The organism is Stappia sp. TSB10P1A, assembly GCF_900185725.1.
Lineage (GTDB): Bacteria > Pseudomonadota > Alphaproteobacteria > Rhizobiales > Stappiaceae > Stappia.
Window position 1 is genome coordinate 138,140 of sequence record NZ_FYAU01000018.1, and the last position, 14,800, is coordinate 152,939.

Sequence of the window (14,800 nt, forward strand, 5' to 3'; positions counted from 1 at the left end):
GGCTTCGGGGGCGGGCGAAACGAAAGACGGCGGCCATCGCTGGCCGCCGCCATGTCGGTTCGCAAGGGTGCCGCAGGCCCGAGCGCGCGGCAGTTCCTTGCGAAGGTTGGCACGTCGGAAGGTCGCTCAGACCTCCTCGCCGCCGCCTTCCTCGATCTTCAGTTCGACAGCCTTGGGCCCCTTGCCGTGCCGGTCCGGCTCGGTCTCGAAGGAGACGCGCTGGCCGCTGTCCAGGCTGGTGAGGCCGGAGCGCTCGACCGCCGAGATGTGCACGAAGACGTCCGCATCGCCATTGTCCGGCATGATGAAGCCGAAGCCCTTGTCGGACTTGAAGAACTTCACGACACCGGTCTGGCGCGGGCCACGCTCGGCCGGAGGGCCGCGCCGGGGACCGCGATCGCCGCCTTCGCGGGGGCCGCCGAAGCCGCCGCCGCGCGGGCCGCGATCACCGCCGCCGCCAAACCGGTCAGCCGGCGCATAAGGCTCTTCCGGCGCAAGGCCCGGCTCCGGGGCAGTCCAACCGGCTTCTCCGAAACTGTCACGCCGTCCGCCGCGTTCGGGCTTGTTGCGTTTGCCATGGTCGAAACCAGCGTCGAACTCGTCCCCGTCCCCACCATAGTCCTTCGAACCGCCGCGCCGCTTTCCCTGCCGACGATTGTCCGAACGCCAGTCTTCCATGTTCACATCACCTTGTAACGGCCTGCCGCAGCAGCAGGCTCGCAGATCACCATCTTCCGGCGCAGGGCTGCCTTCTCAGTCCTTGCCACGCCAGGGTCCACATGCGGCTGCCCGCCACATCGCCGCGCCCGATTTCCCCAAGGGAAAACCGTCGCGAGCGTGCAGCGTGACCAATTTCGATGACTTGTGTCTTGCCGAACTGCCCGAACTTATGCTTTCGGCACCCGCGCACCGCTCCAGCCTTGCCAACCGCGTGAATATCATACGGTCTCAGGCGCCTTTCGGGCAAGGAAAACCCTTGCAATCCGCGTGTGTGACGGTTTTTTCCGAAGGAGAGAGGCTGCAGCGCGGCATTTGCCCTGCCGGAAATGACAGGACAGGCGGCGCGGGCCGGGCATTTCCGTCGCCGGCGGTTGCCAGACCGGCAGCCGACGGGTTACCTGAGCGCGTGTCAGCGGCCCCGTCAGGGCGAGTGTGCCGCGCCAGCGTAACCCCCAACATGGGAGCCGTCATGTCGGAACCGCAGGGCCAGGAGCCCCCCATCCAGATCATCGTCATCCCGGTTACGGCCTTCCAGCAGAACTGTTCGGTGATCTTCGACCGGGAGACGAAGGCCGGGGCGGTGATCGACCCGGGCGGCGATGTCGAGCGGATCCTCGGGGCGCTGGCCGAGCACGGGGTCAAGGTGGAGAAGATCGTGCTCACCCACGGCCATATCGACCATGTCGGCGGCGCGGCGGACCTTGCCGAGCGGCTGGCGGTGCCGGTGCTGGGGCCGCACGAGGCGGACCGGCCGCTGCTGGAGCGGGTCGAGCAGCAGGCGCGCGAGTTCGGCGTCGGCGAGGCCCGCTCGGTCGAGCCGGACACCTTTCTGTCGGAAGGCGACGACCTGACCATGGCCGGCCGCAGCTTCCAGGTGCTGCATTGTCCGGGCCATGCGCCGGGCCATCTGGTCTATTTCGACCCGGAGCTGCGCTTTGCGATTTCCGGCGACGTGCTGTTTGCCGGCTCCGTCGGGCGCACCGACCTGCCGGGCGGCAATCACGAGACGCTGATCGCCTCGATCCGGGACAAGCTGCTGCCGCTCGGCGACGACGTGACCTTCCTGCCCGGCCACGGTCCGGCGTCGACCATCGGCCACGAGCGGCGCACCAATCCGTATCTGAGGTGAGGCGGCTCCGCGCCCGGTGCTCGGCGGCGGCTACAGAAGCCTGCGCAGGACCTCGATCCTGTCGTTTACCAGCCAGCCATAGTAGTTCTCGACCGGCCAGGGCTGGGTGCCGGCGGCGCGCCGGCGCCGGTATTCCGCGGCGCGCGACCAGGGGTCGCCGAGATTGTAGAGCGTCGACGTGATGCCAGGGTTCTTCGAGATGTCGACATTGGCGACCGACTTGTAGGCGTCGATGGCATCGCGCAGGATCGCCGCCATATAGTGGAGCGAGCGGCCCGGATCCATCGCCGCGCGGTAGATTTCCTGCTCGTCGCGCGGCGACAGTTTGGCAAGGCCGCTGGTGCTCGCCACCTTGTCGCTCATCATCAGCACGGTCAGCGGCGAGAGCTGCCCGAGCCCGAAGCTCTGGCCGGCGAAGAGCGGCTGGAAGAACGCCTCGTTGAAGGTCTTGTCCGGATAGCGGATGCCGTCCACGCGGTTGCCGCGGAAGGTGGCGTTCCAGACCCGCTGGTAGCAGTTCCACAGCGTGTTGGTGTCCCTGCGCCCGGCATTGCAGCGCTCGAACTGCGGCCGTTCGACGAAATCCTGCACATGCTCGCCGCCGAGCGAGAATTCCATGCGGATCCCGGCATAGCTGAGCGCCTTGACGTAGTAGGATTGGGCGCTGTCCAGGCTGTCGTAATTATAGGTGTGCTCGCCGACGATGGCGCCGAGCATGTGCACCGGATCGATGCCGTAGAGATCGGCGACGCGCTTGATGTCGCGGATCAGCCGGGTGTCGCGGCGCAGCACCCCGATGATCCGGTCGAACTTGGCCTCATAGCCCGATCCGCCGGCGGCGGTGCGCCGGGCGGAGGCGAAGGGGATGCGCGGCTGCGCGGCGGAGCGGTTGCCGGGCGGCACGGTGGTCGCGGCCTGCGCCTGACCCGTCATCGACGGCAGGCCGCGCGGCCCTTCGGGAGCCGGCACGAAGGCCAGCAGCATGGTGGCGAGCGCCGCGTTGACAGCCGCTTTCCGGCTTCGGGCAAGAAGTCTGCTCATGGTCGGCACGGCGGTCCGGCGCTGGGGATTTTGGAAGCCCTGTCCATATACCGGGGGCTTGCTTCGTGGGAAGGCTTGTCTCGCATTTGTCGTCCGGCCGGAGAGAACATTTCGCAAGGTGTTGCCTTCGTCCCACGAAGGGGTGGCTGTGGAGGGCGGAAACGGGGTCATGCAGGGTGCGATGTCCGGTCTGGAGCGGCGGGGTCGGGTTCGGCGAGCGGCGGCGGATCGGGCGGATCCATCGCCGTTGCCGCCGGCCCCATCAGCAGGTGCACAGAGCCGGGCACGCCGAATTCGCGCAAGTACCCCTCGTGGCGATGCAGGCCGCACGTCTCGCGCTGGATCAGCACGTTCCACAGTGCCTCGCCGGCCTCGGCATGGCGGCGGCGCCAGTGCCGGCGCGCCTCGTCGCGCGTCTCGCGCCCGGCTTCGTGGAACCGGCGGGCGGCGCTCTCCAGCCGCTCCAGCGCGCTCGCCAGCGCCCGGTTGAGCCGCACCAGCGAGGCGACACGCTCGGCCGCCGCTTCCTCGCGGAAGGGATCCTGGAGCAGGTCGTCCGCGCGGCGCGGCCGCAGGCTCTGTGGCGGTCGCAGGGTCATCGGGCACCGGCCTGCAGGTATGCCGGCGCTGCGTGGACGACGCCGCCGCCGAGGGCACGGGCGACGCCGGTGGTGGTCGGAAAGCTGATCGGCAGGGCCCGCAGGGTGCGGGCGGCGAGTAGGGCGAAGCACTCGGCCTCCACGGCATCGCCGCGCCAGCCGAGATCCTCCGACATCAGCACCTCGACACGTGCGCGCTCGGCGATCTCGCGGCGCATGACCGGGTTGTGGCGGCCGCCGCCGCACAGCACCAGCCGCTGCGGGCGCCGCGGCAGGCGGGCGAGCGCCCTGTCGACCGCGCCGGCGGTGAAGGCGGTCAGCGTCGCCGCCCCGTCCGCGTCCGACAGGCCGTCGGCCATGGCCGAGGTGAAGTCGTTGCGGTCGAGCGACTTGGGATAGGGGGCGGCGAGATAGGGATGTTCGAACAGGCGGGCGAGCCGCGCCTCGTCGACCCTGCCGGTGGCGGCGATCCGTCCGTCGCGATCCATGCCGCCGAGGCCCTTGCGGCCGATCCAGTCGTTGAGCGGCGCGTTGGCCGGGCCGGTGTCGAAGGCGTGCGGCACGCCGTCCGCATCGACCCAGGTGATGTTGGCGACGCCGCCGAGATTGAGCACCGCGGTCTCGGGGCCGGCATCCGCGCGCTTCAGCAGGGCGGCGTGGTAGATCGCGGCCAGCGGCGCGCCCTGGCCGCCAGCGGCCATGTCGGCGCTGCGGAAATCGTTGACGACCGTGATGCCGAGCCGGCGGGCCATGTCGGCGCCGTCGCCGAGCTGGCGGGTGCGGCCCTTGCGGCCCGGCGTCGGCGCGCGGTGCAGCACGGTCTGGCCGTGGAAGCCGATGGCGGCGACCTCCGCCCGCGGCAGGCCGACCTCATCGAGAAACCTGGCGACCGCCTCGCTCTGGGCTTCGGTGACACGGGCCTCGGCCTCGGCGAAGATCGCCGGCTCCTCACCGGAAAACCCCCAGTCGGCCGCCTGTGCCAGGGTCTCGACCAGCAGGGGCCTGAGGCCGTCCGGATAGGGCGCCAGCGTCCAGGGGCCGAATTCGGCGATGCTCTCGCCGTCGCTGCGCAGCAGCGCCACGTCGATATTGCCGTCCAGCACCGTGCCGGTCATCAGCCCGACGGTCCATTCCTGCCGGATCATCCTGTGGCTCCCGTGGGACAGGGCTGCGGCGGCCGGTCGGTGGCATTCCGCCGGTCGGATCGTGCCTGTGCCGTCATGTCTGTGGTGGTCCCTGCTCGCCTCGTGACTGTAGCATGAGAATGCGTTTGCACGGCTGGCCGCGAAGTGACCTGTGTCACGTTCCGGTGAGGGCCGCTACTGCGCCTAGTCGCGGCACAGGCGGTAGCGTTCGGCCAGCCGGTCGTTGAGCGCGGGATCGTCGGGGCGGGCGAGCAGCGCCGCCCAGGTGCCGTCGGCTTGCAGCGCCTCGACAGTGCAGGTGCAGGTGCTGCGGCAGGCGGCTTCCTCGCCGGTGAGGGTGCAGCTCTGGACGCATTGCTCGACAAAGGTCGCGGCGGCGCGGTCGGGCGTCAGCCCGAGACTGGCCGCGGTCCACACCAGGCCGAAAAGAATTGGCTGGTGCACGAGGTAAAAGAGCAGCGAGTGGCGGCCGGCAAGCGCGGCGAGACGGGCGGGCGCCCCCCGCGCGGTCCAGTGCGACAGCCGTGCGAAGACACCGGTGGCAAGTCCCACGCGCGCCGCGACGATGCCCGCGAGGATCGGCGCGATCCACGGCAGCAGCGGTACATAGTCGACCGACAGAGGCGGGGCGGCGACAAGGCCGCTCCACATCAACCAGGCATCGCCGGGAAAGCTCACGCTGACCAGGTGCGGCAGCGCCAGCGCCGCAAGGGCGAGGCCGGTCACCAGCCACAGCGGTGCGCGCAGGGCCGGCAGCGCCAGCAGCGATCCGGCGGCGATCGCGTGGAGGATGCCGAAGCGCACATACTGGTCGCCGAGCGCCGCATAGGTGGCCAGGCTGATGGCGGCGGCGGCCAGCGCGATCCGCCCCGCCCGCCGCAGGGCATGGCGGGGGCGCAGGCCCTCGCGATAGGCCAGCGCCAGGCCGACGCCGACCAGGAACAGGAAGCTTGCGGCGATGGCCATGGCGAAGGCCCGCCAGCCGATGGCCGAATCGACCGGCCAGTCGACGACGCCGAACCATTTCAGGTCCCAGGAGAAGTGATAGACGGCCATCGTCGCGAGCGCGAGCCCGCGCGCCGCGTCTAGGGCGTCGATCCGTCCGGGGGAGCGGCCTGCGGGGGGCGGGACGATGTCGGTCACGGCAGTTCGTCTCCTGTGCGACGGTCGGGCCGTTTCCTCAGGCGGAGGTCGCCGGCTCCGGTTTGGCGGCAGCGGTCGGCGCGAGGGCGGGCGCGAGGGTGGGTGCGGCAGGCGCTGCCCGCCGCGGGCGGGCAAGCATCGGCACCAACTGGACGGCGAGGATCGCGGCGAAGATCAGCGCACAGCCTGCAAGCCCCGTCGGTCCCAGCCGCTCGCCCAGCAGCAGCGCGCCGAACAGGGCGGCGAACAGCGCCTCGGAAGACAGCAGGATCGCGGCATCGGCCGCCCGTGTCCAGCGCTGGCCGATGGCCTGCAGGGTGAAGGCGAGGCCGCCGGAGACGAGGCCCGTGTAGAGCAGCTCTGGCCAGGCCGCGAGCACGGCCGCAAGGCTCACCGGCTCCAGCAGCAGGCCGGGGATAATCGCTGCCGTTCCCACCACGGCGAACTGCCAGACCGACAGCAGCACGGGCCGGGCGCAGTGGCGCACGACGCTGCCGATCAGCCCGACATGCAGGGCGCAGAAGACCGCGCAGATCAGCATCAGCAGATCGCCGGTGGTGAGCGCGGAAAGCGCGCCGCCGCCGAGCAGGTAGATGCCGGCGAGCGTCACCAGCGAGGCCGGCCAGACAATCGGATGCGGCATTTCGCGGAAGGCTGCCAGCGCCACCAGCGGCGTCAGCACCACATAGATGCCGGTGAGAAAGCCGGCATTGGTGACGGTGGTGGTGAGCAGACCCACCTGCTGCAGGGTGATCGCCGCGAAGAACACCAGTCCGAGCCCGGTGAAGGACGCGGCGCTGCGCAGGTCCAGCGGCCGGTCGCGGCGCAGGCGCGCCTCGGCCAGGGCGAAGGGCAGGACGGCGAGCGCGGCCATCAGGAAGCGGAGGCCGGTAAAGGTCAGGGGGCCGAGATGCTTCATCGCCGTCGCCTGCGCGACGAAGGCGGAGCCCCAGATCAGGGCGGTCAGAAGCAGGAGGGAATTGGCAAGGGTGCGGCTCATCAGCTTGCGCTATCGGAAAGCGGAGCCCCCTGCAAGCGGGTTGATCCGACGCGCGAAATCAGCCGTTGGGGAAGGCGTAGCAGATGATCAGGGTCAGCAGCAGGGCGGCGCTGGTCACGCGCAGGGCGATGGGCCAGGGGGAGGGCTTGGCGCTCGTCAGCATGTCGGCATAGGCACCGGCTTTTTCGTCGTTCTGGCTGCGATCCGTGAAGCTCATGCGGTGTCTCCGACCTGTTTTCGCGCCATCGGAGAGTTAACCGTCATGGTTAACAATCTGTAAACCCCCCGGTGGCGCGGCAGGCACGGATATCCAGAGAAAAGGCTGGCGCCTGTGGAGCGGGTCGACCCTAGAGGTCGAGAGCGTCCAACCCCGCCTCCAGGTGATCGGCAAGAAGTGGCATTCCGATCAGATACTTGGCGGTTGATCCAAGGGCACGGTCGCGCGCATCCTCGACAGCCTGGTCGAAGTCGTCCGCCTCGTAGTCGCCGCGGCCGATCCAGACGGTGGCGACGAGTTCGGCGGCCTCATCGACGTTAAGATCTTCGATGAGTTCCCTCAGTTCCTCGGCCGACAGGTCCTCGGTTTCTTCTTCGGCGAGGCCGTCATGGGCATGGGTGTCCTGCAGGGTGTCGACGTCGAACTCGATCTCCCGGTCGCGGCCGTCGTCATAGCCGCCGTCCAGCGCCGATGCGGATGCGGCGCGGGCCTTCTGCACCAGCATGCGCATGGTTGCCGGGGAAAGTGTCAGGTTGACCGCCATGGCTCGAACTCCGCTCCCGTCGCAAGGGGAACCGGACCCCGCCCGCACGGGCCGCGTGCGATGCACACCAGCTCGTGGCCCCGTGGGGCGCCTGTCGGCCTGCCTCCGGAATCCGTCCCTGTCAGGACCATTGCCGTTCCCCGCCGCCGGATCCTTGATCCATCGCAAGATCCGGGGCGTGGGGGGATACGGCCCGTCCCTGCAAGAGCCTACGCGCTGGCAGGGCGCTTTGCCAATGGTGGAAAGAACGAGGCCGAAAGGACGGCCGCATGCATGTTCAGCGGGAGGGGTCGGCAGGGGCGGCGGCCGAGGCCAGATCCTTGAGGGCCAGATCCTTGAGGGCCAGATCCTTGAGGGAATGGGTCAGCGGCTCGCCGAACACGGTCAGCGTGCCGGCGAAGAGCAGGCCGATGCCGATGGCCGCGGCGAGCAGGAGGGCACCATGACCCTCGTCGCGGCGGTTCTGCGCGGGCATGCGGTCGGCAAGGCTGGGCGACGGGCTGCGCATCAGCGCTCTCCCCGGGCGTCGGAGCGCAGGCGGCTGCCGCTCGCCAGACCCTGCGACAGGCGCTTGCCCAGCATGGTCACCAGAACGAGCATGCTGCCGAAGGCGAGAAGCAGGACACCCATGGTCCAGTCCTCGACGAAGGAACTGCCGGAGGCACGGGCGCTGGAGGCGATCAGCAGGGCGGGGAGGGCGCCGAGCACGGCAACCGCGAGGGCATTGAATGTCCTGCCGAAGCGGGAGCGGGATGACCGGGTACTGGAACGCATGACTTATCTCCGACCAAACGGACGTGCCTGATGCTGGCAAGGTGATCGGCGAGTTGGACTTCCCCAAGCCGCCTTTCAGGCACTTCCGGTGTCATTTCGCGGCAGAACCAAGGCAGGGCCGATCTTCGGGTTCCGGTCAATTTCGAGCTTCGGCTTTACCGAATCTCAGGAGCTCCCGGTCAGGATGGAAACCAGACAGTTAGAGGTCCTGTGCGCGCCGGCCCCGGCTCGCCCGCAAGCAACCGGAAAAGCCAAATGGATGCAATGGAGAAGAGCGCCCGCCCGCCTGAGGTTGGAGACCCGGACGGCGAGGCTGTCGTGCGGCCGGTGCCCGGCGCAAGCGGGGCGCCGGCAATGTCGATCGCTGGCCTGTCGTTCTTCATGGTCGATATCCAGGCCAAGCGGGTCGTCTGGCTGGAGCCGCGCTCGCTCGATTTCGAACACCGCTCGGGACTGAACGAGGCGTCGCTGTCGACGGCCATGCGCCATATGGCCCAGAACGACCAGAAACAGATCCTCGGGCTGATCCAACAGGCGGTGAAAGGCGGATCCGCCGGGCCGATCGAACTCGGCGGCGACGATCTCGGCGCGGGCCTGTCGCTGGTCGCGATGCGCTATCAGGCGGAGGGCGGGCGCACGTTCGTCATCGCGGTCTCCGGCTCGGAGGTCGAGGACGAGGCCAACGGCACGGCGGTGCGCGGTGTCGCACCACTGATCCGGCATCTGGTGGAGGACAGCGAGAAGTCGGTGCTCGTCGTCGACAGCTTCGGCTACCTGCGCTACGCCAACGATGCCTTCAACAAGCTGTTCGAGATCCCCGACGCCTCGCTGTGCATCGGTCGCAACATTGCGCATATCCCCAACCGGGTCGGCAAGACGCTGGCCTCGGTGGTGCTGACGGCGCTGGCGCGGCGCGCGCCGATGGACGGCAGCAAGCGGTTCTTCCTGGCGAGCGGCGATTCCTTCACGCTGAACTATGACGTGATCCCGTTCCGCGTCTCGGCCGGGCTCGGCGGCATCGTCTTCTCGGCCACCAAGGTCAAGGAGCGCGGGGTCGACTTCCAGCAGATCTTCAACTGCGTCTATGCGCCGATGCTCGTCGTCGATGTCCGCACCCGGATGCTGGTCTCGGCAAATAACGCGGCGCGCAAGACCTTTGCCGTGACCGAGCAACTGATGGAATCCGCGCCGATCACCGAGACGATGCTGCATCCCAAGACCTTCGTCACGCTGGTCGATCACGCCCGCAAGGGCGGCAACACGCCGCTGCAGGCGACCGTGAGCGGCTTCGACGGAGTGACGCGCAGCAAGCGCATGCGCGTGATGCTGATCGAGAGCGGGCCGACGCATTACCTGCTGATCGAGACCAAGCACTAGCTTACGCCGGGCCGCGTGGCCCGGCTGCGTTCGCAACGGCCGACGGGATAGATGGCAAAGCGATCCTCGGGGCGCGCCGGGTCGCTGTCTTGCGCACAAAACCTTGGCGGTGCGCGCCATCTTCCCTTGCGTGGCCGGGGTGCGGGAAGTAGTCTCCCGCGCGCTTTCAATCCCTGCCTTATCGGGCAATTGCCTCATCGGGAGAGCATCATGGGCTTCATTGCCGACGCACTTTCGCGCGTCAAACCGTCCGCTACCATCGCCGTGACCAACAAGGCTCGCGAACTCAAGGCCGCCGGGCGCGACGTCATTGGCCTCGGCGCGGGCGAGCCCGATTTCGACACGCCGGAGAACATCAAGGCGGCGGCGATCGCCGCGATCACCGAAGGCAAGACGAAGTACACGGCCGTCGACGGTATCCCCGAGCTGAAGGCGGCGATCTGCGCCAAGTTCAGCCGTGAGAACGGTCTGACCTACGAGCCCTCGCAGATCACCGTCGGTACCGGGGGTAAGCAGGTGCTGTACAACGCGCTGATCGCCACCATCAATCCGGGCGACGAGGTGATCGTTCCGACGCCGTACTGGGTTAGCTACCCGGACATGGTGCTGCTGGCCGGCGGCGAGCCGGTGATCGTCGAGGCCGACAAGTCGACCTTCAAGATCACCGCCGAGGCGCTGGAGGCGGCGATAACGCCGAAGACCAAGTGGTTCATCTTCAACTCGCCGTCGAACCCGTCGGGCGCCGCCTATACCCGTGACGAGCTCAAGGCGCTGACCGACGTGCTGCTGCGGCACCCGCATGTCTGGGTGATGTCGGACGACATGTACGAGCACCTCGTCTATGACGGCTTCGAATTCACCTCGCCGGCCCAGGTCGAGCCCAAGCTCTACGACCGCACCCTGACGGTGAACGGCGTTTCCAAGGCCTATGCCATGACCGGCTGGCGCATCGGCTATGCCGGCGGCCCGGTCGAACTGATCAAGGCGATGGCCAAGGTGCAGTCCCAGTCGACCTCCAACCCGAGCTCCATCGCCCAGTGGGCGGCGGTCGAGGCGCTGAACGGTCCGCAGGACTTCATTGCGGCCAACAACGAGGTGTTCAAGGCCCGCCGCGATCTCGTCGTGTCGATGCTGAACCAGGCCAAGGGCTTGAGCTGCCCGATGCCGGAAGGGGCGTTCTATGTCTTTCCGTCCTGCGCCGGCACGATCGGCAAGACCGCGCCGTCCGGCAAGGTGATCGAGACCGACGAGGACTTCGTTACCGAACTGCTGGAGGCCGAGGGCGTCGCTGTCGTCCAGGGGTCGGCCTTCGGCCTCGGCCCCAACTTCCGCATCTCCTACGCGACCTCAACCGAGGCGCTGGAGGAGGCCTGCACCCGCATCCAGCGCTTCTGCGGCAATCTCGCGTAAACGCCGCGACGGATTGTCCCGCGCCCAGCGGCCGGCGGCAGCAATGCCGCCGGCCGCTGCCGTTTCCGGGACCCTGGCCTGCCGCAGCTTGCCGCAGTGCGGTACAGGTTTCCCTTGCGTTCACCGCGATTTCGGCGCGACGATGAGCGTCCGCCCGCTGTCGGCGGGCGGCGGTGCCGGTGCGCGGTGCCGCTAGGTCAGCCGCGCCCGGCTCCTCCTGACAACACGCGGCCCTGCGGGGCCGACGGGAGAAGGAGACGCGACATGGGCGCAGACAGGGTGAATGGCGGTGCAGCCGGCGGCAGAGAAACCGGGCCCCGGTGCATCGGGATCTTCGGGCCGTTCGGCAGCGGCAAGACGACGTTGCTGGAAGCAGTGCTCGCCCGCACAGGGGCCATAGCCAGGCAGGGATCGGTCGGAGCCGGCAACACGGTCGGGGACGGCGCGCCGGAAGCGCGCGGCCATGCCATGAGCGTCGAGGTCAACGCCGCCGAGGCGGAGTACCTCGGCGACCGCTTCACCTTTCTCGACTGCCCCGGCGCGATCGATTTTCTCGGCGACATGACCGGCGTCCTGCCGGGGATCGACCTTGCGGTCGTCGTGGCGGAGGCCGACGAGAAGAAGGTCGCGGCCTTGCAGGTTATCCTCAAGCATCTGGAGGATCGCGGCATTCCGCGCCTGCTCTTCCTCAACAAGATCGACAAGACCGGCTCGCGGCTGCGCGACGTGCTGGCGATGTTGCAGCCGGCCTCGGCCGTTCCCTTGGTGCTGCGCCAGATCCCGATCTGGAACGAGGGCATCGCCACCGGCTTCATCGATCTGGCGCTCGAGCGCGCCTATGTCTATCGCGAACACGCCGAAAGCCAGGTCATCGACATTCCCAACGAGGCGATGGCGCGGGAGGTGGAAGCGCGCTTCTCCATGCTGGAGACGCTCGCCGACCATGACGACGTCCTGATGGAATCGCTGCTGGAGGACATCGCGCCGGAGCGCGAGCGGATCTTCGCCGACATCAGCACCGAGATGCGGGACGGGCTGATCTGCCCGGTGCTGTTCGGCTCGGCCGAACATGGCAACGGCGTCGGCCGGCTGCTCAAGACGCTGCGCCACGACGCGCCGGGCGTTGCCGCCACCCGCGCCCGCCTCGGCCTGGAGGAGACCGACGGCCCGGTGGTGCAGATCCTCAAAACGGTACACACGCTGCATGCGGGCAAGCTCTCCATCGCCCGGCTGCTGTCGGGCCGGCTCGCCGATGCCGACACGCTGACCCGGCCCGACGGCGAGCAGGTGCGCATCTCCGGCTTCTACCGGGTGATGGGCCAGCAGGCGGTCAAGCGTCCACCGGCGGAGGCCGGCGACACGGTCGGGCTCGGCAAGCTCGACGGCGTCAGGACCGGCGACACGCTGGGGGGAACAGCCCCGGCGCCGCAACTCGCCCCGCTGAGCGTGTCGGCGCCGGTTCTGGGCCTTGCCATCTCTCCGCGCGAGCGGCGCGACGAGGTCAAGCTGTCGGCGGCGCTCACCAAGCTGTGCGAGGAGGATCCGGCACTCGTCGTTACCCAGGCGCAGGACACCAGTGAAACCCGTCTCGACGGCCAGGGCGAGATGCATCTGCGGGTGGCGCTGGAGCGGCTGACCGGCAAATACGGGCTGACGGTGGAGACGGGGGAGGCGGCGATCCCCTATCGCGAGACGATCCGCGCCGGCGCGTCCGTGCGCGCCCGTCACAAGAAGCAGTCGGGCGGCCACGGCCAGTTCGGCGATGTCGCCATCGAGATCCGCCCGCTTGCGCGCGGCGAGGGCTTCGTCTTCACCGATACGATCACCGGCGGCGTGGTCCCCAAGCAGTACATCCCTTCGGTGCGGGCGGGGGTCGAGGAAGCCTTGAAGACCGGCACGCTCGGTTTTCCGACGGTCGACATCGCCGTGACGCTGACCGACGGCTCCTATCACAGCGTCGATTCCTCGGACCAGGCGTTCCGCATGGCGGCGATCCAGGCGATGCGCGAGGGACTGCCGGAGTGCCGGCCGGTGCTGCTGGAGCCGATCCACCAGGTGACCATCGCCTGCCCCAGCGAGGCGACGGCGCGGATCAACGCCATCGTCTCGGCGCGGCGCGGCCAGTTGCTCGGCTTCGATGCAAGGCCGGGCTGGAGCGGTTGGGACGAGGTCCGCGCCCTGATGCCCGAAAGCGAGCTCTCCGGCCTGATCGTCGAGCTGCGCTCGGCGACGGCGGGGGTTGCCACCTATTCGAGCTGCTTCGACCATCTGGCGGAACTGACCGGCAAGGCCGCCGATCAGGTTCTGGCCCGGCACGGCCGCCAGGCGGCGTGAAGGGGCCGTCCGGGACCGCAGGGGACGGCGCGGCACCCGCCGCGCCGCGCCCGGCCGCCGCCCGCAGATGCCCGCTTGGCGTTTGCCATTCTCCCTGTGCACCCTAGCTAACCCCCCGGGGGTCATTGCTAGGGGGCCATTGCTAGGGGAGGATTCCTTGCGCTCAGCACTCACCGTCCTGGCAGGCAGCGCGGTTCTTGTCGCCGCCTGCGCCAGCGTTTCCGCCCAATCGGTGCACACGGCCGGCGATGTCAGCTTCTCCGTGACCCGCATTGTTGCCGGTCTGTCTCACCCCTGGGGGTTCGACTTCCTTCCCGACGGCTCCGTGCTGGTCAACGAGGTGAGCGGGCGCATGCTGCTCGTCTCGCCCGACGGGGAGAGGCGGGTCGAGGTCGCCGGCGTGCCGCAGGTGCGCGCCTCGGGGCAGGGCGGGTTGCTCGACCTCGTCGTGGCATCCGATTTCCCCGAGAGCGGCACGGTCTATCTCACCTATTCCGAACCGGGAGAGGGCGGGGCGGGAACGGCCGCCGCCCGGGCCCGTCTGGTCGTCGAGGGGGAGGCGGCACGGCTGGAAGACGTCACGGTTCTGGCGAGCATGAACCGCAAGACCTCCGGCGGGCGGCATTTCGGCGCGCGCATCGTGCCGGCGCCCGACGGCACGCTCTTCGTCACCCTCGGCGATCGCGGCGAGGACGAGCGGGCACAGGATCCGCGCGACCATGCCGGCTCCGTGCTCAGGGTCGCCGCGGACGGATCGATCCCGGCCGACAATCCGTTTGCCGACGGGGCGCAGGCGCTGCCCGAGATCTGGTCCACCGGCCATCGCAACATCCAGGGCGCCGCCATCGAGCCCGGCACCGGCGTTCTGTGGACCGTCGAGCATGGCGCGCGCGGCGGCGACGAGATCAACATTCCGCAAGCCGGCAAGAATTACGGCTGGCCGGTGATTTCCTATGGCCGCCACTATTCCGGCGCGCGGATCGGCGTCGGGACCCATGCGGAGGGCTATGAGCAGCCGGTGCATTATTGGGACCCGTCGATCGCCCCTTCCGGCATGGCCTTCTACACCGGCGATGCGGTGCCGCAATGGCGCGGCGACCTGTTCGTCGGGGCGCTGAAGGACCAGTTGATCGCCCGGCTGACGGTCGACAACGGCCAGGTGACCGCGGAGGAACGGCTCATCGTCGGCGCCTATGGCCGCATTCGCACCCTGCGCAACGGCCCGGACGGTGCCCTGTGGTTCTCCACCGACGAGGGCGAGGGCGGGGTCTACCGGATTTCCGGCGCGCCCTGATCGACTGCGCAAGACGGGACCGGGCAGCGTCGGCGGCGCTGCCCGGTGCTGCGGCTTTTGCCGTTTCGCCATT

Annotated in this window: 15 protein-coding genes; 5 read left to right on the top strand and 10 right to left on the bottom strand. The window is 68.9% G+C overall.

Translation table 11 applies throughout. The features are described from left to right. Positions 1-126: 126 nt before the first annotated feature. Complete coding sequence (locus TSB10P1A_RS23930; RefSeq protein ID WP_208984383.1) at positions 127-678, bottom strand: cold-shock protein; 552 nt, start codon at positions 676-678, stop codon at positions 127-129. A 511-nt stretch (positions 679-1,189) separates the two neighbouring features. Between TSB10P1A_RS23930 and TSB10P1A_RS07320 the strand changes: the two genes are divergently transcribed. After that, positions 1,190-1,849, top strand: a complete 660-nt coding sequence (locus tag TSB10P1A_RS07320) for an MBL fold metallo-hydrolase (RefSeq protein WP_305849836.1) — start codon at positions 1,190-1,192, stop codon at positions 1,847-1,849. 30 nt (positions 1,850-1,879) lie between these two features. Here the strand turns inward: TSB10P1A_RS07320 and TSB10P1A_RS07325 are convergent, their stop codons facing one another. The 9 genes from TSB10P1A_RS07325 to TSB10P1A_RS07365 form a co-directional block, all read right to left on the bottom strand. Beyond that, complete coding sequence (locus TSB10P1A_RS07325) at positions 1,880-2,890, bottom strand: DUF1402 family protein (protein ID WP_208987034.1); 1,011 nt, start codon at positions 2,888-2,890, stop codon at positions 1,880-1,882. Between the two features lie 167 nt (positions 2,891-3,057). After that, entirely contained in the window at positions 3,058-3,489 is a 432-nt protein-coding gene (locus TSB10P1A_RS07330) for a hypothetical protein (RefSeq protein WP_186387253.1), read from the bottom strand. Beyond that, positions 3,486-4,631 (bottom strand): anhydro-N-acetylmuramic acid kinase, encoded by a 1,146-nt coding sequence (locus TSB10P1A_RS07335; protein WP_186387364.1) that lies wholly within the window; start codon positions 4,629-4,631, stop codon positions 3,486-3,488. The genes TSB10P1A_RS07330 and TSB10P1A_RS07335 overlap by 4 nt, the downstream gene beginning before the upstream one ends. Positions 4,632-4,817: 186 nt before the next feature. Next, positions 4,818-5,777, bottom strand: a complete 960-nt coding sequence (locus tag TSB10P1A_RS07340) for a heparan-alpha-glucosaminide N-acetyltransferase (RefSeq protein ID WP_208987036.1) — start codon at positions 5,775-5,777, stop codon at positions 4,818-4,820. A 37-nt stretch (positions 5,778-5,814) separates the two neighbouring features. Then, positions 5,815-6,777: a DMT family transporter gene (locus tag TSB10P1A_RS07345; RefSeq protein ID WP_186387254.1), complete on the bottom strand. Its 963-nt coding sequence runs from the start codon at positions 6,775-6,777 to the stop codon at positions 5,815-5,817. 58 nt (positions 6,778-6,835) lie between these two features. Then, positions 6,836-6,994 carry a hypothetical protein gene (locus TSB10P1A_RS07350; protein WP_186387255.1) on the bottom strand — a complete coding sequence of 53 codons (159 nt, stop codon included), beginning with the start codon at positions 6,992-6,994 and terminating at the stop codon, positions 6,836-6,838. Positions 6,995-7,124: 130 nt separating this feature from the next. Continuing rightward, a complete protein-coding gene (locus TSB10P1A_RS07355; RefSeq protein ID WP_186387256.1) occupies positions 7,125-7,538 on the bottom strand; it encodes a DUF3775 domain-containing protein in 414 nt (137 codons plus the stop codon). Positions 7,539-7,815: 277 nt separating this feature from the next. Continuing rightward, positions 7,816-8,046, bottom strand: a complete 231-nt coding sequence (locus TSB10P1A_RS07360; RefSeq protein ID WP_186387257.1) for a hypothetical protein — start codon at positions 8,044-8,046, stop codon at positions 7,816-7,818. Next, a complete protein-coding gene (locus TSB10P1A_RS07365) occupies positions 8,046-8,312 on the bottom strand; it encodes a hypothetical protein (protein ID WP_186387258.1) in 267 nt (88 codons plus the stop codon). Before TSB10P1A_RS07365 ends, TSB10P1A_RS07360 begins: the two co-directional genes overlap by 1 nt. A 354-nt stretch (positions 8,313-8,666) precedes the next feature. Between TSB10P1A_RS07365 and TSB10P1A_RS07370 the strand changes: the two genes are divergently transcribed. The 4 genes from TSB10P1A_RS07370 to TSB10P1A_RS07385 all read left to right on the top strand — a co-directional run bounded on the left by TSB10P1A_RS07370 (position 8,667) and on the right by TSB10P1A_RS07385 (position 14,727). Then, positions 8,667-9,689 (top strand): PAS domain-containing protein, encoded by a 1,023-nt coding sequence (locus TSB10P1A_RS07370; protein ID WP_186387259.1) that lies wholly within the window; start codon positions 8,667-8,669, stop codon positions 9,687-9,689. A 210-nt stretch (positions 9,690-9,899) separates the two neighbouring features. After that, the gene (locus TSB10P1A_RS07375) at positions 9,900-11,099 is read left to right on the top strand and encodes a pyridoxal phosphate-dependent aminotransferase (protein WP_186387260.1); all 1,200 of its coding nucleotides are present in this window, start codon (positions 9,900-9,902) and stop codon (positions 11,097-11,099) included. Positions 11,100-11,363: 264 nt separating this feature from the next. Then, complete coding sequence (locus TSB10P1A_RS07380) at positions 11,364-13,433, top strand: elongation factor G (protein ID WP_186387261.1); 2,070 nt, start codon at positions 11,364-11,366, stop codon at positions 13,431-13,433. Between the two features lie 157 nt (positions 13,434-13,590). Next, a complete protein-coding gene (locus TSB10P1A_RS07385; RefSeq protein ID WP_244293021.1) occupies positions 13,591-14,727 on the top strand; it encodes a PQQ-dependent sugar dehydrogenase in 1,137 nt (378 codons plus the stop codon). The last annotated feature ends 73 nt before the right edge of the window (positions 14,728-14,800 follow it).

Coding starts and splice junctions, on each gene's coding strand:
- TSB10P1A_RS23930 (WP_208984383.1), bottom strand. CDS start 678: ATGGAAGACTGGCGTTCGGACAATCGTCGGCAGGGAAAGCGGCGCGGC.
- TSB10P1A_RS07320 (WP_305849836.1), top strand. CDS start 1,190: ATGTCGGAACCGCAGGGCCAGGAGCCCCCCATCCAGATCATCGTCATC.
- TSB10P1A_RS07325 (WP_208987034.1), bottom strand. CDS start 2,890: ATGAGCAGACTTCTTGCCCGAAGCCGGAAAGCGGCTGTCAACGCGGCG.
- TSB10P1A_RS07330 (WP_186387253.1), bottom strand. CDS start 3,489: ATGACCCTGCGACCGCCACAGAGCCTGCGGCCGCGCCGCGCGGACGAC.
- TSB10P1A_RS07345 (WP_186387254.1), bottom strand. CDS start 6,777: ATGAGCCGCACCCTTGCCAATTCCCTCCTGCTTCTGACCGCCCTGATC.
- TSB10P1A_RS07350 (WP_186387255.1), bottom strand. CDS start 6,994: ATGAGCTTCACGGATCGCAGCCAGAACGACGAAAAAGCCGGTGCCTAT.
- TSB10P1A_RS07355 (WP_186387256.1), bottom strand. CDS start 7,538: ATGGCGGTCAACCTGACACTTTCCCCGGCAACCATGCGCATGCTGGTG.
- TSB10P1A_RS07360 (WP_186387257.1), bottom strand. CDS start 8,046: ATGCGCAGCCCGTCGCCCAGCCTTGCCGACCGCATGCCCGCGCAGAAC.
- TSB10P1A_RS07365 (WP_186387258.1), bottom strand. CDS start 8,312: ATGCGTTCCAGTACCCGGTCATCCCGCTCCCGCTTCGGCAGGACATTC.
- TSB10P1A_RS07370 (WP_186387259.1), top strand. CDS start 8,667: ATGTCGATCGCTGGCCTGTCGTTCTTCATGGTCGATATCCAGGCCAAG.
- TSB10P1A_RS07375 (WP_186387260.1), top strand. CDS start 9,900: ATGGGCTTCATTGCCGACGCACTTTCGCGCGTCAAACCGTCCGCTACC.
- TSB10P1A_RS07380 (WP_186387261.1), top strand. CDS start 11,364: ATGGGCGCAGACAGGGTGAATGGCGGTGCAGCCGGCGGCAGAGAAACC.